The 24445-nt window shown below is 67.4% G+C and carries 23 protein-coding genes; 10 read left to right on the top strand and 13 right to left on the bottom strand.

Annotated features, from left to right (window positions below; genetic code table 11):
* Positions 1-197: 197 nt before the first annotated feature.
* The 5 genes from IEY33_RS03505 to truD all read right to left on the bottom strand — a co-directional run bounded on the left by IEY33_RS03505 (position 198) and on the right by truD (position 5796).
* On the bottom strand, positions 198-1472 hold the full coding sequence (locus IEY33_RS03505; protein WP_188960800.1) for an ABC transporter substrate-binding protein: 1275 nt from the start codon (positions 1470-1472) through the stop codon (positions 198-200).
* Positions 1473-1840: 368 nt separating this feature from the next.
* Entirely contained in the window at positions 1841-3637 is a 1797-nt protein-coding gene (locus tag IEY33_RS03500; protein WP_188960799.1) for an ATP-binding protein, read from the bottom strand.
* Positions 3630-3977, bottom strand: coding sequence for a DUF3293 domain-containing protein (locus IEY33_RS03495; protein ID WP_229670712.1), 348 nt, complete (start codon positions 3975-3977; stop codon positions 3630-3632). Before IEY33_RS03495 ends, IEY33_RS03500 begins: the two co-directional genes overlap by 8 nt.
* A 226-nt stretch (positions 3978-4203) precedes the next feature.
* Complete coding sequence (locus IEY33_RS03490; RefSeq protein ID WP_188960797.1) at positions 4204-4593, bottom strand: hypothetical protein; 390 nt, start codon at positions 4591-4593, stop codon at positions 4204-4206.
* 66 nt (positions 4594-4659) lie between these two features.
* Entirely contained in the window at positions 4660-5796 is a 1137-nt protein-coding gene (truD, locus tag IEY33_RS03485; RefSeq protein ID WP_188960796.1) for a tRNA pseudouridine(13) synthase TruD, read from the bottom strand.
* Positions 5797-5985: 189 nt separating this feature from the next.
* On the opposite strand from truD, the gene IEY33_RS03480 reads away from it, so the two are divergent.
* On the top strand, positions 5986-6969 hold the full coding sequence (locus IEY33_RS03480; RefSeq protein ID WP_188960795.1) for a hypothetical protein: 984 nt from the start codon (positions 5986-5988) through the stop codon (positions 6967-6969).
* A 77-nt stretch (positions 6970-7046) separates the two neighbouring features.
* Here the strand turns inward: IEY33_RS03480 and IEY33_RS03475 are convergent, their stop codons facing one another.
* Complete coding sequence (locus IEY33_RS03475) at positions 7047-7526, bottom strand: magnesium chelatase subunit ChlI family protein (protein WP_268238809.1); 480 nt, start codon at positions 7524-7526, stop codon at positions 7047-7049.
* Between the two features lie 42 nt (positions 7527-7568).
* Complete coding sequence (locus tag IEY33_RS03470) at positions 7569-8027, bottom strand: peroxiredoxin (protein ID WP_188960794.1); 459 nt, start codon at positions 8025-8027, stop codon at positions 7569-7571.
* A gap of 163 nt (positions 8028-8190) precedes the next feature.
* Here IEY33_RS03470 and IEY33_RS03465 point away from each other — a divergent pair, with 163 nt between their 5' ends.
* From IEY33_RS03465 to IEY33_RS03455, 3 genes are all read left to right on the top strand, one after another.
* Positions 8191-8628, top strand: coding sequence for a hypothetical protein (locus tag IEY33_RS03465; RefSeq protein WP_188960793.1), 438 nt, complete (start codon positions 8191-8193; stop codon positions 8626-8628).
* A gap of 410 nt (positions 8629-9038) precedes the next feature.
* Positions 9039-9785: a hypothetical protein gene (locus IEY33_RS03460; RefSeq protein ID WP_188960792.1), complete on the top strand. Its 747-nt coding sequence runs from the start codon at positions 9039-9041 to the stop codon at positions 9783-9785.
* Between the two features lie 66 nt (positions 9786-9851).
* Positions 9852-10811, top strand: coding sequence for a chymotrypsin family serine protease (locus IEY33_RS03455; protein WP_188960791.1), 960 nt, complete (start codon positions 9852-9854; stop codon positions 10809-10811).
* Between the two features lie 6 nt (positions 10812-10817).
* Here the strand turns inward: IEY33_RS03455 and IEY33_RS03450 are convergent, their stop codons facing one another.
* From IEY33_RS03450 to IEY33_RS03425, 6 genes are all read right to left on the bottom strand, one after another.
* Positions 10818-11342 (bottom strand): hypothetical protein, encoded by a 525-nt coding sequence (locus tag IEY33_RS03450; protein WP_188960790.1) that lies wholly within the window; start codon positions 11340-11342, stop codon positions 10818-10820.
* A gap of 88 nt (positions 11343-11430) precedes the next feature.
* Positions 11431-13530, bottom strand: coding sequence for a putative bifunctional diguanylate cyclase/phosphodiesterase (locus IEY33_RS03445; RefSeq protein ID WP_188960789.1), 2100 nt, complete (start codon positions 13528-13530; stop codon positions 11431-11433).
* A 133-nt stretch (positions 13531-13663) separates the two neighbouring features.
* Positions 13664-14041: a hypothetical protein gene (locus tag IEY33_RS03440; RefSeq protein ID WP_188960788.1), complete on the bottom strand. Its 378-nt coding sequence runs from the start codon at positions 14039-14041 to the stop codon at positions 13664-13666.
* A gap of 3 nt (positions 14042-14044) precedes the next feature.
* Complete coding sequence (locus IEY33_RS03435) at positions 14045-14818, bottom strand: sunset domain-containing protein (protein ID WP_188960787.1); 774 nt, start codon at positions 14816-14818, stop codon at positions 14045-14047.
* A 45-nt stretch (positions 14819-14863) separates the two neighbouring features.
* Positions 14864-18364: a class I SAM-dependent DNA methyltransferase gene (locus tag IEY33_RS03430; RefSeq protein ID WP_188960786.1), complete on the bottom strand. Its 3501-nt coding sequence runs from the start codon at positions 18362-18364 to the stop codon at positions 14864-14866.
* Positions 18365-18438: 74 nt separating this feature from the next.
* On the bottom strand, positions 18439-18687 hold the full coding sequence (locus tag IEY33_RS03425; protein ID WP_188960785.1) for a hypothetical protein: 249 nt from the start codon (positions 18685-18687) through the stop codon (positions 18439-18441).
* 141 nt (positions 18688-18828) lie between these two features.
* Between IEY33_RS03425 and IEY33_RS03420 the strand changes: the two genes are divergently transcribed.
* The 6 genes from IEY33_RS03420 (at position 18829) to IEY33_RS03395 (ending at position 23445) form a co-directional block, all read left to right on the top strand.
* A complete protein-coding gene (locus IEY33_RS03420) occupies positions 18829-19290 on the top strand; it encodes a hypothetical protein (protein WP_188960784.1) in 462 nt (153 codons plus the stop codon).
* A complete protein-coding gene (locus tag IEY33_RS03415) occupies positions 19287-19541 on the top strand; it encodes a hypothetical protein (RefSeq protein ID WP_188960783.1) in 255 nt (84 codons plus the stop codon). Before IEY33_RS03420 ends, IEY33_RS03415 begins: the two co-directional genes overlap by 4 nt.
* Complete coding sequence (locus IEY33_RS03410) at positions 19538-19906, top strand: hypothetical protein (protein ID WP_188960782.1); 369 nt, start codon at positions 19538-19540, stop codon at positions 19904-19906. The genes IEY33_RS03415 and IEY33_RS03410 overlap by 4 nt, the downstream gene beginning before the upstream one ends.
* On the top strand, positions 19903-20778 hold the full coding sequence (locus IEY33_RS03405; RefSeq protein ID WP_188960781.1) for a DUF3560 domain-containing protein: 876 nt from the start codon (positions 19903-19905) through the stop codon (positions 20776-20778). Before IEY33_RS03410 ends, IEY33_RS03405 begins: the two co-directional genes overlap by 4 nt.
* A 108-nt stretch (positions 20779-20886) precedes the next feature.
* Positions 20887-23076 (top strand): ATP-binding domain-containing protein, encoded by a 2190-nt coding sequence (locus tag IEY33_RS03400; RefSeq protein ID WP_188960780.1) that lies wholly within the window; start codon positions 20887-20889, stop codon positions 23074-23076.
* Positions 23077-23244: 168 nt separating this feature from the next.
* A complete protein-coding gene (locus tag IEY33_RS03395) occupies positions 23245-23445 on the top strand; it encodes a hypothetical protein (protein WP_188960779.1) in 201 nt (66 codons plus the stop codon).
* Positions 23446-24445: the final 1000 nt, after the last annotated feature.

Below are 24445 nucleotides of genomic sequence, written 5' to 3'. Positions count from 1 at the left end.
TCGCGCCCTGCCGGGGCCTGTGCTGGGATGGGCGTGCCGAACGGTGGGCAAAGCATACTCCCGGGAGCGGCACGGTCGCGGTCCTGCCTGTCAGTCGGGCGCGTGGCGAAACGGCAAAGGCAGAAGTGGGCGGGAGTTCCGCGCCCACTTCTGCCTGACTCCGACGGTTCAGCGGTGAAGCTCGGGCTGAAGCGGGATTACCAGCCGGTGCCCTTGATGCGCGCCAGGGTGGTGGCGAGCCCGGCGACGGCCTTGGTGCCGTTGGTCTTGCCGGTCAGCACGTCGTGCACGGCGCCGGAGAAGGCCTGGGAGACCTGGTTGTACTTCACGCCGGTGGGGCCGGAGGGGCGGGCGGCCGCGCCGGTGAAGACGCTGTACAGGCTGCCGAAGAAGGGGTTCGCCTTCAGGATGTCGGCGTCCTTGTAGAGGGCCGGGAGGGTGGGGTTGTAGGTGCCCTCGATGGCGCGGATCTTCTGCTCGGCGGGACCGGCGAGGTACGTCACGAGCGAGATGGCCGCTTCCTGGTTCTTGCTGTACTGGCTCACGCCGAGCTGCCAGCCGCCGAGCGCGGCGGCGTTGCGGGCGCCCGCACCGGTGCCCTTGGGGAGGGGCGCGACGCCGATCTTGCCTTTCACCTTGCTGTCGGCACCCTGGCCGAGCGCCCAGGCGTAGGGCCAGTTGCGCATGAAGGCGGAGTTGCCCGCCTGGAAGATGCCGCGCGCTTCCTCCTCACCGTAGGTGGTGACGCCGGAGGGGCTGATGGTCTTGACCCAGCTCGCGGCGGTGTCGAGCGCCTTGGCGGCGTTGGGGTTGTTGATGGTGATCTTGCCGCTGGCGTCCACGATGGTACCGCCGCCGTTGCTGACGACCCACTCGACGGCGTCGCAGGTGAGGCCTTCGTAGTCCTTGCCCTGGAAGACGTAGCCGACGAACTGCTTGTTGGTCTTCTGCTCACCGGCCTGGATCTTGGCGGCCATGGTGGCGAGCTCGGCCCAGGTGGTGGGGGCCTTGGTGTAGCCGTACTTCTTGAGCATGTCGGTGCGGTAGTACAGCAGGCCGGCGTCCGTGAACCAGGGGAGCGCGACGAGCTTGCTGCCGACGGTGTCGGCGGCGATCATGCCGGGGAAGTAGCTCTTGATGGTCGCGGCGGGCACCTTGCCGTTCAGGTCGATGAAGTGCTGGGCGAGCTGGCCGGGCCAGACCACGTCGAGCTGGTACACGTCGATGTCGCTGCTCTTGGCCGCGAGCTGCTGCTGGTACAGGCCGAGGCGGTCGTTGGTGAGGTTGGGGGACTGGAAGACCTTGACGGTGTTGCCGGTGGCCTTGGCCCAGCGGGCGCCGCCGTCCTGGCACATCTTGAGCTCGATACCCACGGTTCCGCAGGCGATGGTCACGGTCACGCCGGCGGCGTTCGCGTTGGCGGCGGCAGCCATGGCGGCGGTCAGGGTGATCAGGGTCAGGGCTTTTTTCATGTGGTCCTCCGTGGACAGTGTGGGCCGTGCCTCGCGGCGTGGCCTGTGGGATCAGAGCGGCATACAGCGTGCTGGAGAGGCCTCCCGCCTGTGGCGGAAGCGTTTCCAGGGTTTGGTTTAACGACGTGTAAAGCCTACACCCGGCCCTATACCCTGTCAATACGGAAGCGGTTCCATTGGGGCGTACAGGCACATGGAATCGCCGTCTGAAACGATTCACCGGCCACTTTCGGCCCTCGGCCGCGTCGGCCCGGAATCGCGTCTGTAACAGCGCGATTGCAAACAGCGTGAATCATCTGACTCTCAGGATTGAACCGCGTTCAGATCGCAGCCCGCCGCGTCACCTTTGCCCTCCCGGGCGGCCCTGCTCAGGCCGGGAAGTACCGCGTGAGCTTCGGACTGCTCCCCTCACGTCGCAGCCGTCCCAGCAGCGTCATCTGCCGCAGCACCCGCCACGCGCCCTGCATGCTCAGCCCGCTCACCTCGCGCAGCTCCGCGTTGCTCACCCCGCCCGGCCGTGCCGCCAGCGCCAGCGTCACCTCGTGCCAGCGCGGCTGCGCAGACCGCCCCGCCCCACTGACCGGCCGCCCGGGACGAGGTGGGCGGCCCTCACGGCTCCCCGAAACGGCCACCGGGACAGCCTGCACGGGCGGGGGAACGGCCCCCGGCCGCTCCGGAATGCTCCGGGCGTCCCGGTCACCCGCCGGGTCCGGCTGCACCGCCGGAGCCACGTCCACCTCCGCGAACGCCTCCAGCAGCGGCGCACCCTGCATCTGGCCGCCCTGCCCCCGGCCGCGCCCCATCGCGGCGCGTACCTCGCCACTCAGCATGTACTCGCGCTCCCGGCCGCGCCCCGTCATGGTCAGCAGCCCCCGCTCCTGCATCATCTGCAGCAGCCTCGGCGTGCGGTCCTCCGGGAGCTGCAGCGCCCGGCTCAGCTCCAGCCGCGTCGCCACGCCCTCCCGGCCCAGGCGCGACAGCACCATCAGCATGTCCAGCGACAGCGTCTGCATCTGTTCCTGCTTCCTCGCCACGAAGCGCACGAAATCCGCATCGAAGCCCGGATTGTGCAGCGACAGCGTCACCGCGTCCGGGTAGCTCGTGTACTCCGGCAGTTCCTTGCCGTGCCGCAGCATCAGCTGGTACATCTTGTCGACGCCCACCCCGGCCCGCTCCACCAGCCCCAGCTTCGCGAGCGCCTCGGCCAGCAGCGGATTGCGGCGCTTCGGCTGGTGCCGCAGGATGTTCTGCGGCGTGATCCCGCCCGGAAAGCCGCCCGGATTGCTGATCTCCAGCCGGTCCGGGTACTGGTGCACGTGCACCACGTCCCTCAGCTGGTAATCGCGGTGCGTGAGCGCGTTCAGCAGCGCCTCGCGGTACACCGCCTCGTCGTAATCCCACACCTCGATCCGGAAGAGACCCACCTGCACCGGCGTGAACGCGTTCCGCGCCTGCACCAGTTCCGCCGTGCGCGTCAGCGTCGCCAGGAGCGGCCGCAGCATGTCCTCCCGGAAACTGAAGTCCGGGTCGCTCGCCTTGTGATGGTAGTAACACACTTCCGCCTGCGGCACGTGCGCCTTCAGGGCCCGGCCCGTCCCCAGCAGCAGCAGGCCCGCCACGTTCGGCCGCTCCTGCCCGCCCACCTCCACGATCAGGCCCAGCTCGCGCAGCAGGTCCAGGTCCGGCAGCTGCGTCAGGTTGCCGCGCGCCACGCCGCGCAGGCGCGACACCTCCACCGGGTCCAGGTCCGCCAGGGACGCCGTGGGCGGCACCGTCGCCGTGAAGTCCGCCTCCGCCTGCGGGGCCGCGTGCGCGGGCGTGACCGGCACGGCCCGCGTCCCGTCCCAGCCGAGCACCGACCCGTCCGGCCCGGCCAGCAGGTAGTGCGCCTGCGGCACGAACACCGTCAGCTGCTGTCCACCGCCCGGGAGCGGCTGATGCACGACGTTCACGGTGAGCCGCCCGCCCGACAGCGCGAAGATCGCGTGCGTGAGCTGCAGCGGGTGCAGGTCCGAGGCGTCCGTGCCCGGCCCGCCCACCACGATCAGGCCGCCGCGCGTGTTCGCGAGCGCCATCGCGTGCCGCGCCAGTTCGTCCGGCGTGACCTCCACGGGCAGCCGGACCAGGGGTGAATCGGCAGGAACGCCGGGAGGAAACTCAGTCATCGGGGGGGAGTATAGGCCAGCCGGCTCCTCCGGTCGGCACGCTGGCCAGCCACGCGCGCTCCACCCGCATGCCGCTTCCGCCCGGCACGCCGCACCACACCAGCGCCGCGCGCCGCCCCACGCCGTACAGCACCGCCAGCTGCCCGAAACGCGCGCCGAGGTCCGCCGCGTCCCGCAGCGTGATCCCGTCCACGATCACGCTCTCCTCCCGCCATCGCCCCTCGCCGTTCACGCCCGGCACGACTGGACGCCCGTGCAGCGCGGCGATCAGCCGTGCCTGCGCCGCCGCGTTGCGTTCGGCGTCCTGCAGCTGCCCGCCCGGATTCCACGCGGTCAGCACCGCCCACCGCCTGCCCGCCCCGCACGGCCCACCCCACCGCTCCCCGGGCCCGGCAGGGCCTATTGACGGAAGGTCCGTCACCAGCCGGAAACGGTCGGTCCGCGAACCGTACGTCGTCCCGAGGAACGCGTCCCGCACCCCGGCATCGGGCAGGGGAGGGCGCGTCACACGCCACCGCCCGGACATCCATCCAGCCGGATGGTTGGCGCCCGGTCACCCACCCCGGTCAGTCGAGGACCGGGACGTTCACCGTCACGAGCTGCATGTTCGAGAAGCGCAGCACCATCTTCAGCCGCTGCCCGCTCCGGAACTTCCCGGCCAGCACCACCCGGTACAGGCTGTCCTGCCCCACCATCACGGCCGAGTCGAGCGGCACCTCGTTCACGACCACGCAGTGCGGCTCGCAGCGCATCAGCTTGGCGCGGCCACCCTCGTACCACACGCCGTTCAGCTCGTCCCGGCCGCGCGGCCGGAAACTCGCGGACAGCAGCACGCCGCCGAAGGTCGGGGTGAGGGCCTGCGCCTCCACGGCGGGCGGCGCGCCCGCCGAGCCGAGCAGCGGAACCAGGACCAGGGCATTGAGCAGGAGCGCGAACGGGCGGTTGAGGCGAGGCATGGTCTCCTCCAGACGAGCGAGTAGAGCGGGAACGAGGGGGGGCGGAACGTGAACCGGGGAGAGGGATCAGCTGTCGGCGAAGTCCGGGAACAGCTCCGGCGCGCCGGTGCTTCCCTGGTCGTCACCGGAAGGGTCGGGGCCGGGCAGGGGGCCGTCCACGTCCGTGCCGGTCAGTTCACGCAGCAGGCTCGTCGCGAAACTCCCGCGCGGCAGGGCGAACGACACCGTGTACCCGTCCTCGCTCGGCGTGACGGACGCGTCCTGCGCGAACATCCGGATGACGCGCCGGTCGCCCTTGCGGCTGCTGAACGCCGCTGGCGTGAGGCCCCACGCGGCGAGCGCCTCGTCCTCCAGCGCGCCCGCGTCGCCCGTCAACGGTTTGACCTTGCGGCCGAACAGCGTCCCGGTGGCGCTCACCTCCCCGCGCGCCGCGCGCAGCGACTCGGTGTCGGCGTCCTGCACCTCGAACACGCCGCCCGTGTCGTGCTTCTTGGCCATGTCGCCCACCAGCAGCGCGTCGAACAGGCCACGTTCCAGCCGCAGGGCCAGGAAGCGGTTGAAGATCAGGCTCTGCACGCTGCTCACCAGAAATCTCCGCACGGCCGGGTCACGCAGCCGCGACTCGCCGCGCAGGACCCGCAGGCCCTCCTCGGCATTCAGGCCGCCGAGCCCGAAGCGCTGCGGCCCGAAATAGTTCGGGATGCCGAGCCGCGACAGTTCGTCCAGCGTCGCCTGCGCCAGGTCCGCCGTGCCGTGCGCGCCACGCACCCGCACCGTGAACCGGTTTCCTTTCAGGTGACCCATCCCCAGCCGGTTCGTGTGCCGCGACACCGCCAGCACCTCCACGCCGTCCAGCGCAAACCGCTCCAGGCGGCGCTCGGCCTTGCCGGGCAGGCTCAGCCACTGCGTCGTGACCGCGTGCCGGTCCTTCAGGCCCGCCACCCCGATGTCCTGCGGACGCAGGCCCAGCTGCGACCCGAGTTCGCGCAGCACGTGCGCCGTCGTGTGCCCCGTCTTGCGGACGTGCAGGTACACGTGCTCACCCTCACCTGACGGCAGGTACAGCGGCACCTCGTCCACCCGGAAGTCCTCGGGGGCGTGCCGCAGCGTGCCGCCCGTCCGGGGCGTGCGGGTCAGGGGCGGCAGGTCCGCCCACGTGAAGGACAGGCTGGACGGGACGGGCGGTTCGGTAGGGGTCGTCATAATGGGGCGGGCCGCACGTTGGCCCTGTCGGGCGAACAGCACGTGACGGAACGCTTTACATTAAGCCTCACGTATGAATGTTCATGTGAACTTTCCGCCATGCGTGCCCGTCCACCTTCACGCACACCCCCAGGCCCGCTCCGCCAGATGGCCGATGCCGCGCCGCACCGGCCCCGCTACCGTGAACGCGTGAAGGAACCCCACCCCGCACCTGGCAACGCCGCGCCCGCACCGGACCCCGCCCTGCTCGCCCACACCGACCTGCAGTCCGGCCATGCCCGCCTGCGCGACTGGGCGACCGAGGAGGACCGTCACCGCCGCCTCACCGCCTGGCACGCGGACAACCTCGAACTGCTCACCAGCATGGACATCGCCCACGTACGCGCCGACCACTTCGCGCTGCCCGGCCTGCACGCCGAACACTACCTCGACCGCTGGGAGCCCGCCGCGCAAGGGCTGCACGCCCTCCTCAGCATCCGCTTCGAGAACCTCGACGTGCAGCGCCCCTTCGTGAACGTCAGCGGCCTGTCCAGACCCTGGACGCCCGCCGACCTGCCCGCCCTGCGAGACGCCGCCAACCGCGCCTACCACCCCTTCCGGCCTGCCACGCTGCGCCTCACGACCGCCCTCCCCGTGGACGCCCTGCCGGGCCTGACGCCCGAGTTCCGCTTCCTGACCGCGCCCCTGCAGGACCTCGCCCGGCCCGACCTCACCCTCCCACCCGAACTCACCCTGCGCCCCACCACGGACGACACCCACCTGCAGGACGCCCGCGACGCCTACGCCGCCCTGGACGCCCAGCACCCCGCGCACGCCCGGCAGGCCCACGTCATCGACGCCGAACAGCTCGCCGACACCGTGCAGGCCGGCCTGATGTACGACGTGCTCGTGCGAGGCGAATGGGCCGGGTACGTCGGCGCTCAACCGGCCGAAGAGATCGGCCTGGACGTCCTGCAGGTACAGGAACTCCTCCTCACGCCCCACCACCGCGGGCACGGGTACGGCCCCCACCTCGGCACGCTGTTCGCCCGCACCGTCCTGCGCGACCACCCCGACCACGCCCACCGCCACCTGTTCGGCACCATCCACGCCCACAACCACGGCGCGTACCCGGCCGCCCTCCGCGCCGGACGGCACGACGTGGGCGGCTACACCCTCCTGCCGCTCCGCTGACGCCCCACACCGGGACCCACCCGTACGGACTTCCCTTCAGGCCGTGATCGACGGACGCCGTACCCCGCGAACCCGCATCAGAACAGCGTGCGCGGCCGGTACGTGACCGCCTCCGCCAGATGCGACTCCTGAATGTCCGTGCTGCCCGCCAGGTCCGCCACCGTGCGCGCCACCCGCAGTACCCGGTCGTACCCGCGCCCCGTCAGGCCCAGCGTCCGCGCCGCCGCCTTCACGAACGCCTCCGGACCCGCCGCCAGCGCCGTCACCTCCCGCAGCCGCTGCCCCACCAGCAACCCGTTCCGTTCCCCCTGCCGCTCCAGCATCGTGCCGCGCGCCCGCTCCAGCCGCTCCCGCACCACCACGCTCCCATCCCCGCCCGAAGCGCGGCCCAGCTCGTCCACCGTCAGGCGCGGTACCCGCACCACCAGATCGATCCGGTCCAGCAGCGGCCCCGAAATCCGCGACGCGTACCGTGTCCGCTGCGCAGGCGTGCACGTACACGCCCGCTCCGCGTCCCCCAGGTACCCGCAGGGGCACCCGTGCGGTTCGCAATCCAGCGCTGTTTTTGTGCGTGCTGGTGGGATTTGCTTCGGTTCAGTTTAGGCTTGAAGGTCTTTGATGTGTTGGAGGACTTCGGCGGCGTTGGTGTTGGGGTCGACGTTCGTCCAGTGGTGTTGGATGTGGCCGTGGGGGTTGATGAGGAATGTTTCGCGGCGGGCGTACGTGACGGCTTGCCCTTCGTACTCTTGGGTTTCGAGGACGCCGTAGGCGCGGCTGATGTGGTGGCCGGCGTCGGAGGTGATGGGGAAGTCGAGGGCGCAGAGGCTGCGGAAGCTCTTCTGGTCTTCTTCGGTGTCGATGCTGACGGCGTGGAGGTGGACGCTGAGGCGGTCGAATTCGGGTTTGAGGGCCTGGTAGCGGCGGGACTGCATGACGCAGTGGGGGTTGTTACCTTGGGGGTAGAAGTACAGGACGGTCCAGTGCCTGTTTTCGTGCGGGTGGGCGCGGGTGAGGAAGTGGTTGGTGTTGGGGGCGGTGTCGCCGGCCGTGATGGTCATGTGTGCCATGGTATTCGGGTGGGTGGCGGCGGGGATGAGGGAGCGACGCGGCTGGTAGATTGGTGGGGTGATCCTCTTCATCGTGTTGGGTGCGGCGTGTTTGCGTCGTCTCGTGCTGTGATCTTGCTGGGGGAGTGACGTGGCGTCTCATACGGAGATGTGGGTGGAAGCGCGGGCCCGGGTGCTGGCGCTGTTGCGTGCGCGGGAGACGTGGCCGGAGGGGGCATTGCGGGAGGCCTCTGTCTTGCGGCCTGGCCTCTTTAAGGAAGTGATGGCGGGCCTGTTGCACGAGGGCTTGGCTGAGGCGCGCTGGGACATACGCGGCCGCACGCAGTACCTTCCGGCCGTTCCGGCACTGCCCTCGGGCATGGTGCTTGCCGGGCCGGTCACGCCGGTCGCGCAGCGGGTGCTGGCGTGGCTGGTGGAGTCGGGGCGGCCAGAGGGGAGCCGCCGGATCGCGCAGGCCTTGGCGCTGCCAGTGGGGGAGGTGGACGTCGCGTTGTTGGAGCTGGTGGGTTTGGGGCGCGTGTTGGCTAAGCGTGTTGGGAATCTGGTGATCTACCGCGTGCCGGAACCCGGGCAGGCTTCCCGCACGTCATAGCGCCTGCGGGTGGGCTGGTGGGGGAGATGTCCACCACCGGTAGACGCGCACGGCGAGTTCAGAGGGGCGGGCGCGGGTGAACATGCGGCCCCATCCCGGGTATTCCTCCCAAGCGGGCGGGAGAGATCACATACAGCCCCGGGGCGTCTGAGGTGATCCTTAGACGCCTTTTCTCTCTACATCATATCGTCGTAAAAAGATCAATACGATCATTGAAGTTTCGACAGTGAAAATTGAAAGCAGAGGCATGCGACGTGGAGTAGTGAAGATCGATTGTCATTACGCCCAGATTACGCCCCATGAAACACACTGAATCAACTCGCAGGAACCACTTCAGTGATTCCTGCTGGGGATCTCTTGCTGCACCGCCGCCCCTCTACACTTCGCCCTTCTCTCAACCTGGAGGCATCATGTCACTGACCGACGATCAACTGCACGCGTACGTGGATTCCCTGGAACTCGCCACCCTCCCCCACGGTCTCGTCGACCGCAAACTGCTCCTCACGGACGACAAAGCGCAGGGCTTCGTGGACGCCGGGAGCCTCGTGTCCTTCGTGGACGGCCTCAGCACCGGCACCAAAGCGGACGTGCTGAACAGCACCCTCCTCGCCCAGCTCGCCGCGAACAAAGCCGCTGACCGCGAAAAAGACACGGTCGGCTGGTACAAGAAGTACCGCGAAGTGCTCGAAAACGTCGGCTGGGTCATCTCGAACTTCAACTTCCAGAAGTACAGCAGCAGCGGCTCCAGCTTCCAGGTGAAGACGGCCGTGCTGACCCTGCTGGCCGCGATCATGTCCGAGAACCCCCTCCTGATCGCGAAGGCGACCATCGCTGCCGTCGAGAGCCTCGGTGAAGGCGACGACCGCGTCGCCCTGTTCAGCAGCTCCGCCTCGACGCCCACCTCCGGGAACTTCCAGATCGGCACGGTCACGGAGAGCGGAACGACGCCCACCATGCACATCGGGTCCTTCTACTTCAAATCCCACGACGTCAAGGTCAACTTCCTCTGGGCGCACTTCAAGTACTCCGACATGGAGCTCTACCAGGGCGGCCAGACCATCACCCTGAACGAGGACACCTACGCGCGCGTGCGGCAGCAGATCATCGACAAGCTCGGGAACCGTGCCGAGCAGTACGTCGCAGACCTCGACATCTGACCCCCCGGGGTCAGGCCGTCCCCCTAACGGCCTGACCCTCCACCTTCACGAAGGACAGGAGTGACCATGACGGACTTCACGCTCGATCAACTCATCGATGTCAAAGAACGCCACGCGGACGACCTGCTCGCCCTTCCCGGAGTGACCGGCGTCGGTGTCGGCCACCCGGACGGGGACGACCTGGCCCTGGTCGTGTTCGCGGAGCACGAGGCCGCCCTGCAGGCCACCACCGCCGCGCCCGTCCTGCAGTCACTGCAGGAACAGGGCGTCCCGGTGCGCGTCGTGCAGGCCACGTTCGGCCCCCTCGGACCGCTGAAGGACGCCCAACTCACCCAGCAGGTGGAACTGGGCAACCCCCGCCTGAAGAAGATGGAACCCATGCAGGGCGGCATCAGCTGCGGTCCTGACAAGAACAGCCTGCAGGCCGACTGGCACGGCACCATGGGCCTGATCGTGACGCTGAACGGCACGGGACAGACCGCCATGCTGAGCAACGCGCACGTCATGGCTTACGGTAACCCGCCGTCCAACACGCAGGTCTGCCAACCGGCGCGCGTGGACACCTGGGTCAGCGTCGACGTGGCGGGCGATCACCTCAATGTCGTGAAGGGGAACATCGCCTTCGGGGGCATGCAGGTGGGCGTGGACGCGGCCGTGGCGACCGTGTCGAACGGCCGTACGGGCACCGTGCGCGCCATCTCCGGCTCTGGCATCGTGACGGGGGCCGGAACGGTCGCCCTGAATGACCGCGTGAACAAGACGGGCATCACCACCAACGTCACCACTGGCGTGGTCAGGTACGTCCGGGTGGACGTGCCGAGCGGGGGAACCACGTACCGGAACCAGATCGGGATCACGGGCGACCCGACGCAGTTCGCGGACGCTGGAGACAGTGGAAGCGTCGTGGTGAAAGGAGGAGGAGCAGTGGTCGGCCTGCTGTGGGGCGGAACGGTCGAGGCCGGGGTTCACGTCACGTTGGCCTCACCGATTCAGGCTGTCATGCACGCGTTGAACTTCTCGATCTGAGCGTCGTCAGTCGCCGCGGTCGCCAAGAGAGCGTTCAAAGTTCACGCCCCATGCCAGCAGGTCATGAACTCGTCGCGCATCATCCTCGCTGGTGTGTGCCCGTCCGATCAACGGTTCGTCCGGCGCGGCCTGCCGCAACGCAACCGGGTGATCATCCTGCCCGTGGAGGGCGTCGCGTTCTCCCGCCTGCCGGACCGTGGGGAGCTTCCACCGATTCCGGGGTTCGTACGGCCCCTGGAGGCGCCAGCTTCCAGGGGCTGGCGTGATGACTTCAGGCGTGATAATGATCTGCAGGCGCTCGCCGAGCAACTCACAGGTGACCGTGGCGTCAAGTTGCCCGGGCAGACTGGTCAGTGCGGGGCCCCCGACCGTGAAGATGCACCGGCGTTCCATGCCTGTTCCAACGGGATGCGGGAAGCCAGGGATGGTCTGACGGTTGTAACTGAGGATCAGGATCCCTTCGAGGAACTCCCCGGTTTTGAGGTGGCCCGCGCACGTGAAGCCAGCTGCGCTGATCAACCGTTCGTTCATGCCGTTAGCCTACCGTCCTGAAACGTGCATCCCGCGCAGGCATTGCGAACTCGGCTACATTCCTGTTGGGGTGTCGGGCGCCCGCAGGTCACGACGGGTTGGGTTCATCGGGGCTGCCGGCCGACAACAGGCTGAAGACCGACGCTGGGTGCTGTGGTCTGCCCGTCAGGTACCCCTGCACAGTGCCGCACCCCATGGCACGCATGGCATTCAGTTGTGCGCTTGTCTCCACCCCTTCAACCACCACGGGAAGATCCAGGCTCTGCGCGAGAGACAGGAGGGCCTCCATCATCCCCCACGATGAGGGATCTTCCGTGATGTTCGCCAGCAGCATCCGGTCGAGTTTCAGTTCATGCAGCGGTAACCGCATGAGCGACGCGATGACGGATTGCCCCGCACCGAAATCGTCCAGGGACAGCCGAACGCCCAGGTCGCGCAGGCGACCGAGCTGCCGGGCTGCCAGGACCGGATCGCGGATCGTGAGGCGCTCCGTGAGCTCCAGCTTCAGCAGGCGGGGGGGGAGGCCGTACCTGGCGAGCGTGTCTCTGACGACGTCCGGGAACTCTTCGCGAATCAATTGCGCCGGGGAGACATTCACGGCGATCGGGACTTTCACCTCCCACTCGGCCGCCTGACGGCACGCCTCATCCAGAGCCCATACACCAAGCGCGACGATCAGGCCCGTATCTTCCGCCACGGGAATGAACTGGTCGGGTGGCACGGTCCCCAACTCCTGGTCCGTCCAGCGCGCGAGCGCTTCGAGGCCCACGAGGTTGCCCGTCAGGACATCCACCTGAGGCTGGTAGTGCAGGGTGAGGTCCCCCCCGGCGATCGCGGTGCGTAACCGCGACTCAAGCCGCAACCGGTCCTGCGCGGCCTCATTCATGGACGGCGTGAAGAACTGGACGGCATTCTTCCCGGACTTCTTGATCTCGTACATGGCGATATCCGCCTGTCGGAGGAGGTCACCAGCCTCCTGGCCGTCCTGTGGGCACAAGGTGATCCCGATGCTGCAGCCGACCGTGACGGTCATCCCGGCCAGGAAGATGGGGGTCATCACGGCTTCCTGCACGCGACGCGCGATGCGTCCCGCGTGATGCAGGCTGCTCAGTTCAGGCACGAGGATCACGAACTCGTCCCCACCGACGCGTGCCACAGTGTCACTCGGCCGGAGCGTGGTTTTCACGCGTTCCGTCACTTCACGCAGGAGCGCGTCCCCGGCTGCGTGTCCGAGGCTGTCGTTCACGCGCTTGAAATCGTCCAGGTCGACGAACATCACAGCGAGCTGCGTGTCATTCCGTTTCCTCCGCGCGAGTTCCTGCGTGAGGCAGTCGGTGAGCAGAATCCGGTTCGGCAGACCGGTGAGGGCGTCGTGGTGCGCGTCGAACGTCAGGCGTTCATTCAGGGCTTTCAGTTGCGTTTCCGTGCGTTTCCGTGCCGTGATGTCCCGGTCAATGCCGAGCACGAGTTCCTTCCCGCCCAGAACGACGAGTCGTGACGCACTTTCGACTGGGAACACGTGGCCGTCGCGGTGAACGTGCGTTCCTTCGCCTTTGGCGTCGTCACCGCATTCGCGAATGAATTCGAGCAGTGCAGGGCCTTCGCGTGCCATGAGGTCATCTTCATGCAGGAGGTCGATGGACTGACCAATCAGCTCATGGTGCGCGTAACCGTTCATGGTGGCGAACGTGGCGTTGCATTCGACGATACGCCAGGGGACGACCGGGTCGTGCGGGTCGATGAGGACGCCGCCTTCCCCGGACTGGTCGAACAACACCCGGAAGCGATGTTCACTATCTTTCAGGGCGAGTTGAACGGCCCGTTCTTCGGTGACGTCGATGCCAGTCGCGACGAGCAGGTCAATCTCGCCGTCCTCGGCGAACAGGTGGGTGGTCTGCCAGTTGATGTACCGGCGTTCACCGTGTGGCGTCATCCAGTAATTCTGGTAAGGGCCGATCGGTGAGTGGGGGGACATGGCTTTGTAGGTTTCCCGTGCCCTTTGCGCTTCGGATTCGTCGAGGACGAGCGGCCAGAGCAACTGTCCGATCACGTCCGCCTCGCGGTGTCCGGTCAGTCGTTCGCAGGCCGCGTTGAATCGCACGATGTGGCCTGTGCGGTTGAGGACGACGATGAGTGCGGCCGTGATGTTGAATGCCGCTTCAGTGACGTCCTGGTGAGGGAAGTGCATTGGGGAAGGTTGTGGGTCCGTACTTCCTGCCCCTCCCTGTGTTGTTGGCATGGCTCAGCGTAAGGACGGGCTTCTGACAGCGCCGTCACAGGTCATCTTCATGTCTGACGCGCCTGTACATGGCGGAAGGGCGTCATTCTTCATGGACGCTGACCTGTCCGCTCTTCCAGCTGACCTTGTCGTTCTTGCCCCAGTGCGGCCAGAACTCCTGCGGCGTCTGACCCGGCACCTCGTAGCGCAGGTACAGGCATCCCGACTCGCTGCACGGCACGCCCCGGTTCACCTCGACGCGTGACAGTGTCGGGGACGGCAGCGCCTGGAAGTGCGGGTCGGCCTGCAGCAGGGCCCGCGCCTTCGTGACGATCTCGTGCTCCTCGTCCGTCGGGGTCCCACCGGGCGTGCCGTCCGCCTGCGTCACCATCCAGGGAACGTCTGCGTGCACTTCGGGACTGGAGGGGGTGGTCGGAGTGGTCTGATCATGCACGGTGGCCTTCGTCTGGTCATCAGTCATGGATTACCTCGCGGCCCGGAAGCCCGCACTCTGTGCGGCGGCGGGCGTGGTGAAGCACGCTTCAGCGTGCGTGCGGCGGTAGTTCGGGTCGCCCTGCGGCAGGTGGTAGATTTTCCCGTTGCTGCCGATGTTGCCCTTGATGGGCGCGCTGGCCGGGCACGCACCACCGCTGGGCGCCACGTTGGCCGCCGTGGGGGCCGGGACCGGGGTGGTCGCGGCGACAGGAGGGCTGGGCGGTGTGGTGGTGGGCAGGACCGGGACGGTCGCGGCCCCGGACGTCTGACCGGGCTTCGGGGCGGGGGGCGGCGTCACGCCGCCCGGGAGGGGGCCGACGTACTGGACGTACGCAGCCTGCCAGTTGCTGGCGATGGCCTGCTGCGCCTGCTGCAGGGTGATCTTCCCGCTGCACGCCAGGGCGTGCAGTTTGTTCTCGAGGGTGTCCTTGACGTGGGCGTTGAGGGGGGTGGTCTTGTAGCTCTCGGGCCAGAGGTTCCGCACGGAGTTGCTGCCGCCGAGTTCAAGGCTGATCAGGTGATCGATCTCGTACTCGCCGGACTGACGACTGGTGATGCCGTAACTGCGGTACACCTGTTCCTTGAGGGCCTGGGGGACGTTGCGGACGGTCCTGGTGTAGCCGCTGACGCAGACGACCCTGGGGTCGCTGGTGAGGACGTCGCCGGGTGTCCTGACGGGGTCAGGGTTGAGGGGCGCGTTGAGGTTGATGGCGAGGGCGGCGGGGGAGAGCGCCAGCAGCAGCAGTGCACTCAGGGATCGCATGCCCGCAGTGTGACAGACGACGGTAAAGGCCAGGTGGGGAAGAGGTTACGCCGTGTACGCCCCGTACGTGGGCACCTGGCGTGCCTGCCCGAGCGCGACGAGCGTCTCCAGCAGTTCCTCCGCCCGGCCCTCCCCGACGCCCTTGAAGCTCTTCGCGACCTGCTGCGCCGTGAGGGGACGCGCCGTGGTGCGCAGGAGTTGCCGGACGACCCTCGACTGTTCCGCCAGCCGAGCCGGAAAGGTGGGAACCTGCTCGGCGGCCGCGGCGACCGGCACGTCGAGCCCCAGTCCTTCCTGCACCTGGTTGATGCTGGCGGGGTTCTGGTACTCGGGCCGCAGCCACTGCACCACGTCGCGCCGCTCCTCAGCGGCCCGCTGCTCGTTGAGCGCCATGAGGTTCCCGAGCAGCTGCTGTTCAGGCAGGGCGGGTGCCCACCCGTAGGCGTCCGCGACGCGCGCGTCGAGTTCGTCGTGCAGGGCGCGGAGCGTGCTGACGAGGCCGCGGTCGTGAATATCCTGCTCTTTCGCGCTGAGGGTTTCGCCCTTCCGGAGCTTCTCCAGCACGTTGTACAGGTCCGTCATGCCGATGTCCGGGTGCAGGGTGAGGCGCGTCTGGCGGTGATCGTCGAGCAGTTGCGCTTGGGCCCGGATGGTGGCCTTCTGGCTTGCGGTCGCGGCCGGGAAGGGGAAGGTCTCAAAGCACCGGGTTTTCACATACACGGGATCGTTTCCCACACCGAGATTGCTTCCCTGGGCAACGGCCCAGCGGGTGTGGACGTTGCTGCTGAGCACACCAAGGACGAAAGCGTCGTCATGGGCAATAGCGATCAGTTTGTTGTCCGGCAAGACACTGCTGTCGAGGAAGCGGAAAAAGCGGTGTTTGCTGGTTTCGACTGTCGCGATGTAACGATTGAGGCCGAGCAGGGCGGGACGGAAGGCGCTCCGGGGCTCGCCGAAGACCCACCAGTTTTCGCGGTAACTTGCCCGTTTGTTCTGATCGCGTTCTGGTTTCACGTTGAGCAGCAGGTGCTGGTACACCTCCGGGAACCTGTCGCGCACCTCGGTCTCGGTCAGGCCGAACAGGTCGATCACCAGCACGTCCCGCGCGTGTGAGGTGAGGTCGCGGCCGTTGCGGTACTCGCGGATGTGGTTCTCCAGGCCGTCAATCCGCCCGAGACCGAGCTGGGCCGCCTGTTCCCGCGTTACGATGAAGCCGTTGCCGATTAGCTGGACGCCGCGGTTACTGAGGTCTTCGTTGGCTTTGAGCTCCACCGCTCTCGTGATGTCCGTTCCGGTGGTCAGGTCGGCGTTGATGCGCCCGGCTTCCTCCACCACCTGCACCACGTACTCCCCGTTCTCCCCGACGGATTCCTCGACCACGCGCTCCAGCACGCCGTCATGCTGACCGCGCTCCACGACGGTCATCGCGATCCGCACGGCCGCCCCGTCCGCCTCGTCCACCCACGGGTGGTCCGGCACGGCGTACACGAGGCTCAGGTCCATGTCCCTCAGGCGGTCCTCGACCACCCGGCGGTTGAAGGTCTGCTTGATGCTGTTCGTCGTCACGAACCCGAAGCGGCGCGTCCCGGCCTTCTGGCTGCGCCCGAGCTCCAGCGCGGCCGCTGCCTTGTGCCACCAGTACATGACGAAGTCACTGCTGTCCGGCACGCCCGGCACGCCCCGGCTCGGTTTGTACGTGGACCGCAGCGCGTCCACGTACCCGTCCCCCAGCGTCTCCCGCATCGGGCCAGCCCCGATGAACGGCGGGTTCCCCACAATGAACGTCGCTTCCGGCCACAGGGCCCGTGACGGCTGCACGTACTCCCGGTCCGGCACCTGCGCCCGGAGGTCCGGCACGGACCGGCCGCTTGCCGGGTCCGGCACGCGCGTCACGCCGTCCCAGTGCATGACTTTCTTCCCGTCCTTGTCCTTCCGCAGGCGCGACTGGCGGTAACTGAGGACGGCGTCCGTCTGCCGGATGTTCTTCAGGGCCTTCAGGATCGGTTCGGGCGGCGCGTGCCGCTGGTGCGTCCGCGCGTAGATCTGCAGGTACCCGATCCACAGCACCAGGCTCGCCACGCTGGCGGCCCGGGCGTTCATCTCCAGGCCCAGGAAGTTCTCGGGGCTCACGTCGATCAGTTGCGGCTGCCCGCCCAGTGAGACGAGGGCCTCCTGCGCTTCCGATTCTAGGCGCTTGATCAGCTCCATGCTCACGTACAGGAAGTTCCCCGTCCCGCACGCGGGGTCCAGCACCCGCACCTGCTGCAGGCGCGCGAGGAAGGCCTCCACCCGCCCCACCGCGTTCAGGCGCCCCTTCCGCTGCGTGTCCGCGGTCTCCCCGGCGTCCTCCAGGTCGCGCTGCACTTCGACGAGCACGCCGCGCCAGTCCTCACGTAGCGGGTCCATCACGACGCGGTTCACGAGGCGTTCCACGTACGCGCGCGGCGTGTAGTGCGCGCCGAGCCGGTGCCGTTCGCGGGCGTCGAGGGCGCGTTCGACCAGCGTGCCGAAGATGCTGGGCTCCACTTCGCTCCAGTCCGACTCGGCCGCGTGAATGAGCAGGTCGAGCTGCTCCGCCGTGACGGGCAGCACTTCCGTCTTCTCGAAGAGCCCGCCGTTGAAGTGCAGGATCTTGGCGCGCAGGAACGCGCTGAAGCCGCCCTTCGCCATGTGGCCCCACAGTTCCTCCATGAGCGGCACGAAGGCCTCCGGGTTCCCGCGCAGGCTCGTGAGGGCCTTCGTGAATTCCCCCTTCGGAATGAGGTCCATGTCCTCGGCGAACATCGTGAAGATCATCCGCATCAGGAAGGTGCTCACCTGTTCGGCCGTGAAGCGCGCCTCGCCGTCCTCGGTCCGGGACGCTTCCAGGCTCCGGCCGATCTCGGCGAGCCAGGCGGTCACGGCGCGCGTCACGCGGGCCGCGTGGCGTGACGGGTCGAGACTCATCGGGTCGAGCCAGACGGCGCGGAGCCGTTCGCGTACGTCGTCCCGCGCGAGGTCTTCGAGCGGGATGCGGTGCGTGAGGGCGTTCGGGAACGGCAGATACGTGCCGCCCGAGCGGGAGAACTCGCTGTACACCTCGATCACGTGCCCGACATCCACCACGAGCACGAAGGGCGGCCTGCCTTCGTCCGCGGGCAGGAACCGCACGTACGCTTCCGCCTGTTCTTTCGCGCGGACCATGTTGGTGTCCCAGGACTTCGTGCCGCGCACGCCGTGCCCCCGTTTACGGCGCGGGGCCTTGCCGGTCAGGGCCTGCGCTTCGTTCTGCTGGGCGGTCTCGGCCTCGACGCCTTGCTTGGTTTCCAGCACGAACGAGCCCTTGCGGTACAGGTCGAGGAAGCGGGTCGTGTGGCTGCCGTCCGTGAAGACCTCGCGCACCTCGCGTTCGAACACGTACTCGTTCGCGCCGGTCGCGGTGGCGGGCGCGGGCCGGGGCACGTCGAGCAGTTCGCACAGCTCGATCAGGAAGGAGGCGTAGTTCGCGCGTTCACTCCCGCCGGAGGCCTTCCAGCGGGCGATGAAGGTGTGTGGGTCGGTCGGCACAGTGCGGACAGGCTAGCGCACGGCCTCCCGCGTGGGGCACGCAGGTGCGGCACGGCGACAAAGGTCCTGGCGGCTTATCTACTGGTGAACTCGGTTGATTCCGCAGCTGGCACTGCTTCTGTCTGTCTTTTGGGACGGATGACGATTTCGAGGTCGAGGAGTTCCAGAATCCTGGGCCAATCGCTGCGCTGATCGAGAGGTGAACGGCTGAGTGTACGGCTGATGCTCGCGCGCTCTTTGCCAAGCTGGACTGCGAGCTGGGACTGGTTCAACCCCTTTGCCTTGAGTGCCTCAGAAATGATCCGTTTCATGGCTGCGTCCATGTCCGGATAGTAGCACGGTGTATACCGGAAGCGTTGACAAATGTTGGCCGCAAGTGTTAACATTGGTGCATCAAAGAAGGCGCGTTCCCCGCTAAGAGTTGCGCCTCCTCTGAAATCCCAAGCACTGAACCGGAGATCGACATGCAGACTACCACCGCCTACCGCACCTGGAACCTCATCATCCCCGTCTACCTCGAAGGCGCCTGGCAGATGAACCTCACCTGCACCGTCCAGGCCTTCCACGACCAGGGCATCATCACCGCCGCCATCATCGACGGCGAGGAAGCCACCGCCGACCGCGCCGCGCACCTCCTCGGCTGGGCCCGCGCCGAAGGCACCCTCGACCTCCTCGACACCAGCGAAGACACCCGCCCCGCCACCCTCACTCGCCGCGCCGCCAGCGCCCTCCACGCTGACCTCGGCCGCCTCGGCTACACGCACGACGCCCACTACGAGATCGCCAGCGCCGCCACCGGCCGCGACCTCGCCAGCCTCACCGAACTGACCGACGAGGAAGCCACCACCGTCTGGGCGCACGCCTGCCTCGTTCGCGGGTACAGCACCCCCGTCACCCGCTACTACGGCCGCGCGGTCGCCGCATGACCCTCACCCTCCGCGCCTGCATCGAACAGCTCCTCGAACTCGAAGAGGAACTCGACACCGACCACGTCACCCTCACCACCATCACCCAACCGAACTACCCCATGATCGCCCACCCGCGCGGCCTCGCCTGGACCCGCCACGATGACGGCACCGTCACCGTCTACCTCCAGCTCGCCGGGAACAGCGACTACGCCCCCCACACCTTCGACGACGAACGCCACCTCACCCTCACCGACGGGCGGCCCGCGTGACGCCCGCCCAACTCGAAGCCGCACGGCAGGCCGCCATCACCGCCCTCGGCCGCACCGCGCACCACACCCTCGCCCGCCTCACCGCCGCCGGACTCACCGTCGTCCGCACCGCCGACCTCCCCCCCCACACCCCCACCCTGAAAGGCGTGCGCCTCACCCTCCGCGAACCCTGGGACGGCCACGCCCCCATCTGGGCCGAACGCCCCGGCCACCCGGACGGCGACATCCTCGTGCTCACCGTCCACCCGGACGCCGTCCCCGCCATCCGCGAAGCGGCCCTCCTGCAGCACATCACCCGCACCGGCGTCACCCTCACCCTCAACGCCGAAGGGCACGTCACGGCCGCCTGGACGGACGAAGCATGACCCGCCCCGAACCGCTCGGCACCGCCACCTACCACCTCGACGACAACACCCTCCGCTGGACGCCCGGCGCGCGCCTCGACCCAACCGAGTACACGCACGTCACCACCGCAGGCTTCAGGTACTGGCGCAGCCTGGACGCCTTCGTCGCCACGTGGACTCCCGAACGCGAAGACACCCTCCTCACGTACGTCGACGTCATCGAGCACGACACCGACCTGGACGACCCCACGGGCCGCACCGAACGCTTCACCAGCCGCGCCGCCGCCGCCGAACGCAGAGCCGACAACCGGCGGGAAACCGCCACCGCGATCACCGGGCAGATCCCGCCTGGACAACCCATCCTCGTCGGACATTCCAGCGAAGGCCGCCACCGCCGGGCCCTCGCACGCAGCGACCAGCACATGCGCAAAGCCCTCGAAGAGCACCGCAAAGCCGAGTACTGGCAGAACCGCGCACGCGGCAGCGAACGCCGCGCCCGGCAGAAGACCGACCCCGGCGTCACCCAGCGCCGCATCAGGACGCTGGAGACCGACCTGCGGCGGATCGAACGCAACCTGACCCAGTACCAGGACCTCGACCACCTGAACGAAGCGCAGCAGGCCGGACGCACCCGCGCAGAACGCTGGGCTGCGCACCTCACCCTCCGCCTCACCTACGAACACGCCCGCCTCGACACCCTCACCGGCGGCACCCCCACCCTCACCGCGCAGGACTTCACGGCAGGGGAGACCGTCCTCTGCCGCGGCACCCGCTCAGAAGTCATCCGCGTCGGTACCAAGAAGGTCCGCGTCAAGATCCTCGACGGCGGCGCCGCAGGCATGACCCTCCTCGAACCTCCCGAACGCCTCCAGAAGCTCCCCGCCCCCACCTGAACCCAACCCACCCGCGCCGCCTCTCCCAAAGGCGGCGCTTCAATCAACCCCCCATAACCGTCAATTGCCAGCATCCTGTGACAATCACGCCCCCATACTGACCGTCACATGGCCGTGTTCATACAAACCGAAGAATTCAAGTTCGCAGGCGAGCAGGGAGAACAACGCGTCTTCGAAGCCGTCAAAACCGCCTTCCAGAACCGTGACGCCGTCGCCTGGTGGCGCTACCCCCTCGTCAGCGACACCACCGTCCGCGAACCCGACATCCTCATCCTCGACGCCGAACTCGGCGTCATCGTCATCGAAGTCAAAAGCCTCCCCCTCACCGACTTCGCCGGCGTCAGCGGCTACGCCTGGCACCTCAACCGCCCGTACTACGGCAAACTCCAGATCAACCCCTACGAGCAGGCCAAAGCGCAACTCCAGGTCATCATGCGCAACCTCCGCGGCCGCACCGGCCTCGACCGCGTGCCCGGCCGCGTCCTCGTCGCCACCCCCCTCATCCAGCGCGACGAGTGGGACGACGCACCCTTCAACACCCTGATCGGCGCCACGCCCATCCTCCACGGCGACCAGCTCACGCCCGCCCGCCTCCTCAGAGCCATCGAACGCACCCCGCTCATCGCGCAGGGCCAGTCGCTCGACGACCCGCAATGGCAGGCCCTCCAGAACGCCTTCGGCACCAGCGGCAACATCCCCAGACCCACGGAAACCACGCCGCCCGCCGTCACGCCCCGCACCCGCGCGGAACTCATGCAGGCCGTCCGGATCGCCGAACGGCCCTTCGACCTGCAACAGGAACGCATCGCGAAAACCGTCCCGCCCGGCCCGCAACGCATCCGCGGCCTCGCCGGGAGCGGCAAGACCGTCCTCCTCGCGCAGAAGGCCGCGAACATGCACCTCAAGCACCCCGACTGGGACATCGCGCTCGTGTTCTTCTCCCGCGCCCTCTACGAACAGATCACCCTGCAGGTCGACCACTGGCTGAAACTCCACTCCGGCGGCGACACCCGCCTGCGCGACGCCAGCCACAAGCTCCGCATCCTGCACGCCTGGGGCGCACGCGACCAGCCCGGCTTCTACAGCGTGCTCGCCGAACACATCGACATCCGCCCCCTCGGCGTCAACGAGACGCCCTACGGGTACCAGGCCGCGAAGAACCTGATCTACTGCGCGCACGACCTGCTGCAGAAGGCCGAGGAACGGCAGGCGAACCTGGAGTTCTTCGACGCCGTCCTCATCGACGAAGGCCAGGACCTCGTGAACGAGGCGCCTGAACTGCAGTACGCGGAACGGCAGGCGTTCTACTGGCTCGCGCACCGCGCCCTGAGGCCCGTCCCGCGCGAACAGCCGCTCTTCGACGTCACGCCGCCCCCACCGCCACTGAAGCGCCTGATCTGGGCGTACGACGAAGCGCAGAGCCTCGACAGCATGATGATCCCCGACACCCGCACCGTGTTCGGGACCTCCTGGGCGGACGTGTTCGGCGCGGGCGCCGCGTACAAGGGCGGCATCGGGAAGTCCGAGGTGATGCGCGTCTCGTACCGCACGCCGGGCCCGATCCTCGTCGCCGCGCACGCCCTCGGCATGGGCCTGCTGCGCGAGGGTGGAAGGTTGTCCGGACCGACCCGCCAGGATGACTGGGACCGGCTCGGCTACGAGGTGACGGGGGACTTCCGGACCCGTGGACCCCTCACCCTTCACCGCCCGCCCGCGAACAGCCCCCACCCGCTGCCCGACCTCACCACCGAAGACCTCGTCAAGTACGCCTCGTACACCACCCGGGACGCGGAGATGGCCGCCCTGGTCGAACACGTGCAGCGCGACCTGCGTGAAGGCCTCACGGCCTCCAGGGGCATCCTCGTGATCGCCGTCGGAAATTTCGCCACGGACGTCCAAGGCGCTGCGGCCGGAGCCCTGCGCCGCGCCGGGATCTCGTACTACGTGCCAGGCGCCAGCAAACCGGACATCAAGAGTGACCGCGCACGCCCGAACGACTTCTGGCACGACGGCGCGGTGACCGTCACGACCATCCACCAGGCGAAAGGCAACGAGGCGGACTCCGTGTACGTGGTCGGCCTCGACCTCATCGCGAAGGACGAGCAGAACCTCGCGCTGCGCAACCAGCTGTTCACCGCCATGAGCCGCAGCCGCGGATGGCTCCGACTGACCGGGACGGGACTGGCAGGGACGGCGTTCGAGCGGGAGGTGCAGGCCGTCCGCTCGGCGGGCATGAGTCTGACGTTCCTGCCTGGAATGCCGAAACGAAGGACCGATGACCAGGACGACGAGAGCTGAACCTGTGACGTCAGCTTTCGGCGCAGTGTTTTCTGAGCGTACTGATCCATCAGACGCTGACCTCGACCTGTCCCGCACCACCCGGCTGTGGGTGACTCACCAGACTGCCATTGTGGGGATCAGGGACTTTATCTTGCTGGCATGCGATACCGCGCCGATGTGCTGCTCTTGAACTCCGACCAGGTCGACGTCCCGCTGGGCGAGTTCGACTCCGCGACTGAGGCCCGCACGGCGTGCAGCCGCCACAGCAACAGCAAGGACACCCTGGTGTGGCACCGGCTGTGGGACGGCGCGTGGACGGCACACCAAGAGCCCCGCTGGTACCGGGTCCAGCAGATCGAGGACAACTCTACTTCTCCCGACAAATAAAAAAACCCGCCGAAATCGGCGGGGGGCAGGGGCTGCAGTTAGCGAGCTTTTGCAGTCTGAGAACTGACATATGCACTTGCTACGATCTCCGCAGCCTTTCTAATCGTAGTTCGCATCGGATCGGCGGCGCGAACTTCCTCGCGCGTTGCTTCGCCTTTTGCGAAGCGCACGAGGACTTCCCTGTACAAGGTCTCTTTCTCACTCATGCTGTCACCTCCGGGTACCTCACTCTATTCCGATCGCGTTCTACCTGCCAAGAGGCAGATCGCGATCCCTTGTAACACAGGATGACACATCCACTCGACCTGGTCACGCCGACTTTCTTCAGAATCCTTGTCGAACCCGTTCACGTGTTGCGAGTCCACACTCACAATAGCCAACACAGTTTTACTGTCCCCTGACAAGACGGGCCACGACATAAATGACTTATACGGACGACCGCTGAATTGGGCCCTGTGTCGCCGGTCTTGGGTGTTGGCGATGTATTGAGCCTGCCGCTTCCGGAATGCAGCGGCTGCGCCCGCATCAGTGGCTTTTAGTGGAATAACTCGACCTGGGGTACGTCCAGGCGTTTCCGACTGAAATAGCTCAGTCCTGAGCGTCTCGCCGTCTGCAGCGGGCAATGCCAAACTGACTGACAGTGCTCGTCCACAAGTCTCTTCCCCGAAAACCTCACGGATGATCAGCGCGATGACGTGCAGATGCTGAGTAACAGCACTCTGCCAAGTTGTCGGTGTTCCCTCAGCTGAGGGGATGTCCAAGTGGCGATACGTCTGGGCTAGTGCACCCTGAAACAAACCTGCAGAATCTCTCCACTGCCCATACGCGAGTTGAACGCCAGCACCATAGTCCTTCTTCTGCTGAGCGTCTAACGACTCCTTCTTCTTCTTGCCCAGAATCGTAGCTATGGCGAAAAGACTGAGAAAGGGGGCAACCAATATACCTACAAGCAGGGCTGGGGTAGTCGTGTGGCTACGGTACGCGACGAAATAGAGGTAGT

This window comes from Deinococcus aquiradiocola (assembly GCF_014646915.1).
Taxonomy (GTDB): domain Bacteria; phylum Deinococcota; class Deinococci; order Deinococcales; family Deinococcaceae; genus Deinococcus; species Deinococcus aquiradiocola.
Note: the sequence above shows the minus strand (reverse complement) of the source record. Positions and strands in the feature narration are given on the sequence as shown.

Excerpts from the sequence above, each read along its gene's own strand:
- truD (WP_188960796.1), bottom strand. The coding sequence starts at position 5,796 with ATGACGACCCCTACCGAACCGCCCGTCCCGTCCAGCCTGTCCTTCACG.
- IEY33_RS03405 (WP_188960781.1), top strand. The coding sequence starts at position 19,903 with ATGACCCGCCCCGAACCGCTCGGCACCGCCACCTACCACCTCGACGAC.
- IEY33_RS03470 (WP_188960794.1), bottom strand. The coding sequence starts at position 8,027 with ATGACCATCACGGCCGGCGACACCGCCCCCAACACCAACCACTTCCTC.
- IEY33_RS03445 (WP_188960789.1), bottom strand. The coding sequence starts at position 13,530 with ATGCACTTCCCTCACCAGGACGTCACTGAAGCGGCATTCAACATCACG.
- IEY33_RS03425 (WP_188960785.1), bottom strand. The coding sequence starts at position 18,687 with ATGGACGCAGCCATGAAACGGATCATTTCTGAGGCACTCAAGGCAAAG.
- IEY33_RS03450 (WP_188960790.1), bottom strand. The coding sequence starts at position 11,342 with ATGAACGAACGGTTGATCAGCGCAGCTGGCTTCACGTGCGCGGGCCAC.
- IEY33_RS03440 (WP_188960788.1), bottom strand. The coding sequence starts at position 14,041 with ATGACTGATGACCAGACGAAGGCCACCGTGCATGATCAGACCACTCCG.
- IEY33_RS03490 (WP_188960797.1), bottom strand. The coding sequence starts at position 4,593 with ATGCCTCGCCTCAACCGCCCGTTCGCGCTCCTGCTCAATGCCCTGGTC.
- IEY33_RS03420 (WP_188960784.1), top strand. The coding sequence starts at position 18,829 with ATGCAGACTACCACCGCCTACCGCACCTGGAACCTCATCATCCCCGTC.
- IEY33_RS03455 (WP_188960791.1), top strand. The coding sequence starts at position 9,852 with ATGACGGACTTCACGCTCGATCAACTCATCGATGTCAAAGAACGCCAC.
- IEY33_RS03505 (WP_188960800.1), bottom strand. The coding sequence starts at position 1,472 with ATGAAAAAAGCCCTGACCCTGATCACCCTGACCGCCGCCATGGCTGCC.
- IEY33_RS03415 (WP_188960783.1), top strand. The coding sequence starts at position 19,287 with ATGACCCTCACCCTCCGCGCCTGCATCGAACAGCTCCTCGAACTCGAA.
- IEY33_RS03460 (WP_188960792.1), top strand. The coding sequence starts at position 9,039 with ATGTCACTGACCGACGATCAACTGCACGCGTACGTGGATTCCCTGGAA.
- IEY33_RS03500 (WP_188960799.1), bottom strand. The coding sequence starts at position 3,637 with ATGACTGAGTTTCCTCCCGGCGTTCCTGCCGATTCACCCCTGGTCCGG.
- IEY33_RS03400 (WP_188960780.1), top strand. The coding sequence starts at position 20,887 with ATGGCCGTGTTCATACAAACCGAAGAATTCAAGTTCGCAGGCGAGCAG.
- IEY33_RS03435 (WP_188960787.1), bottom strand. The coding sequence starts at position 14,818 with ATGCGATCCCTGAGTGCACTGCTGCTGCTGGCGCTCTCCCCCGCCGCC.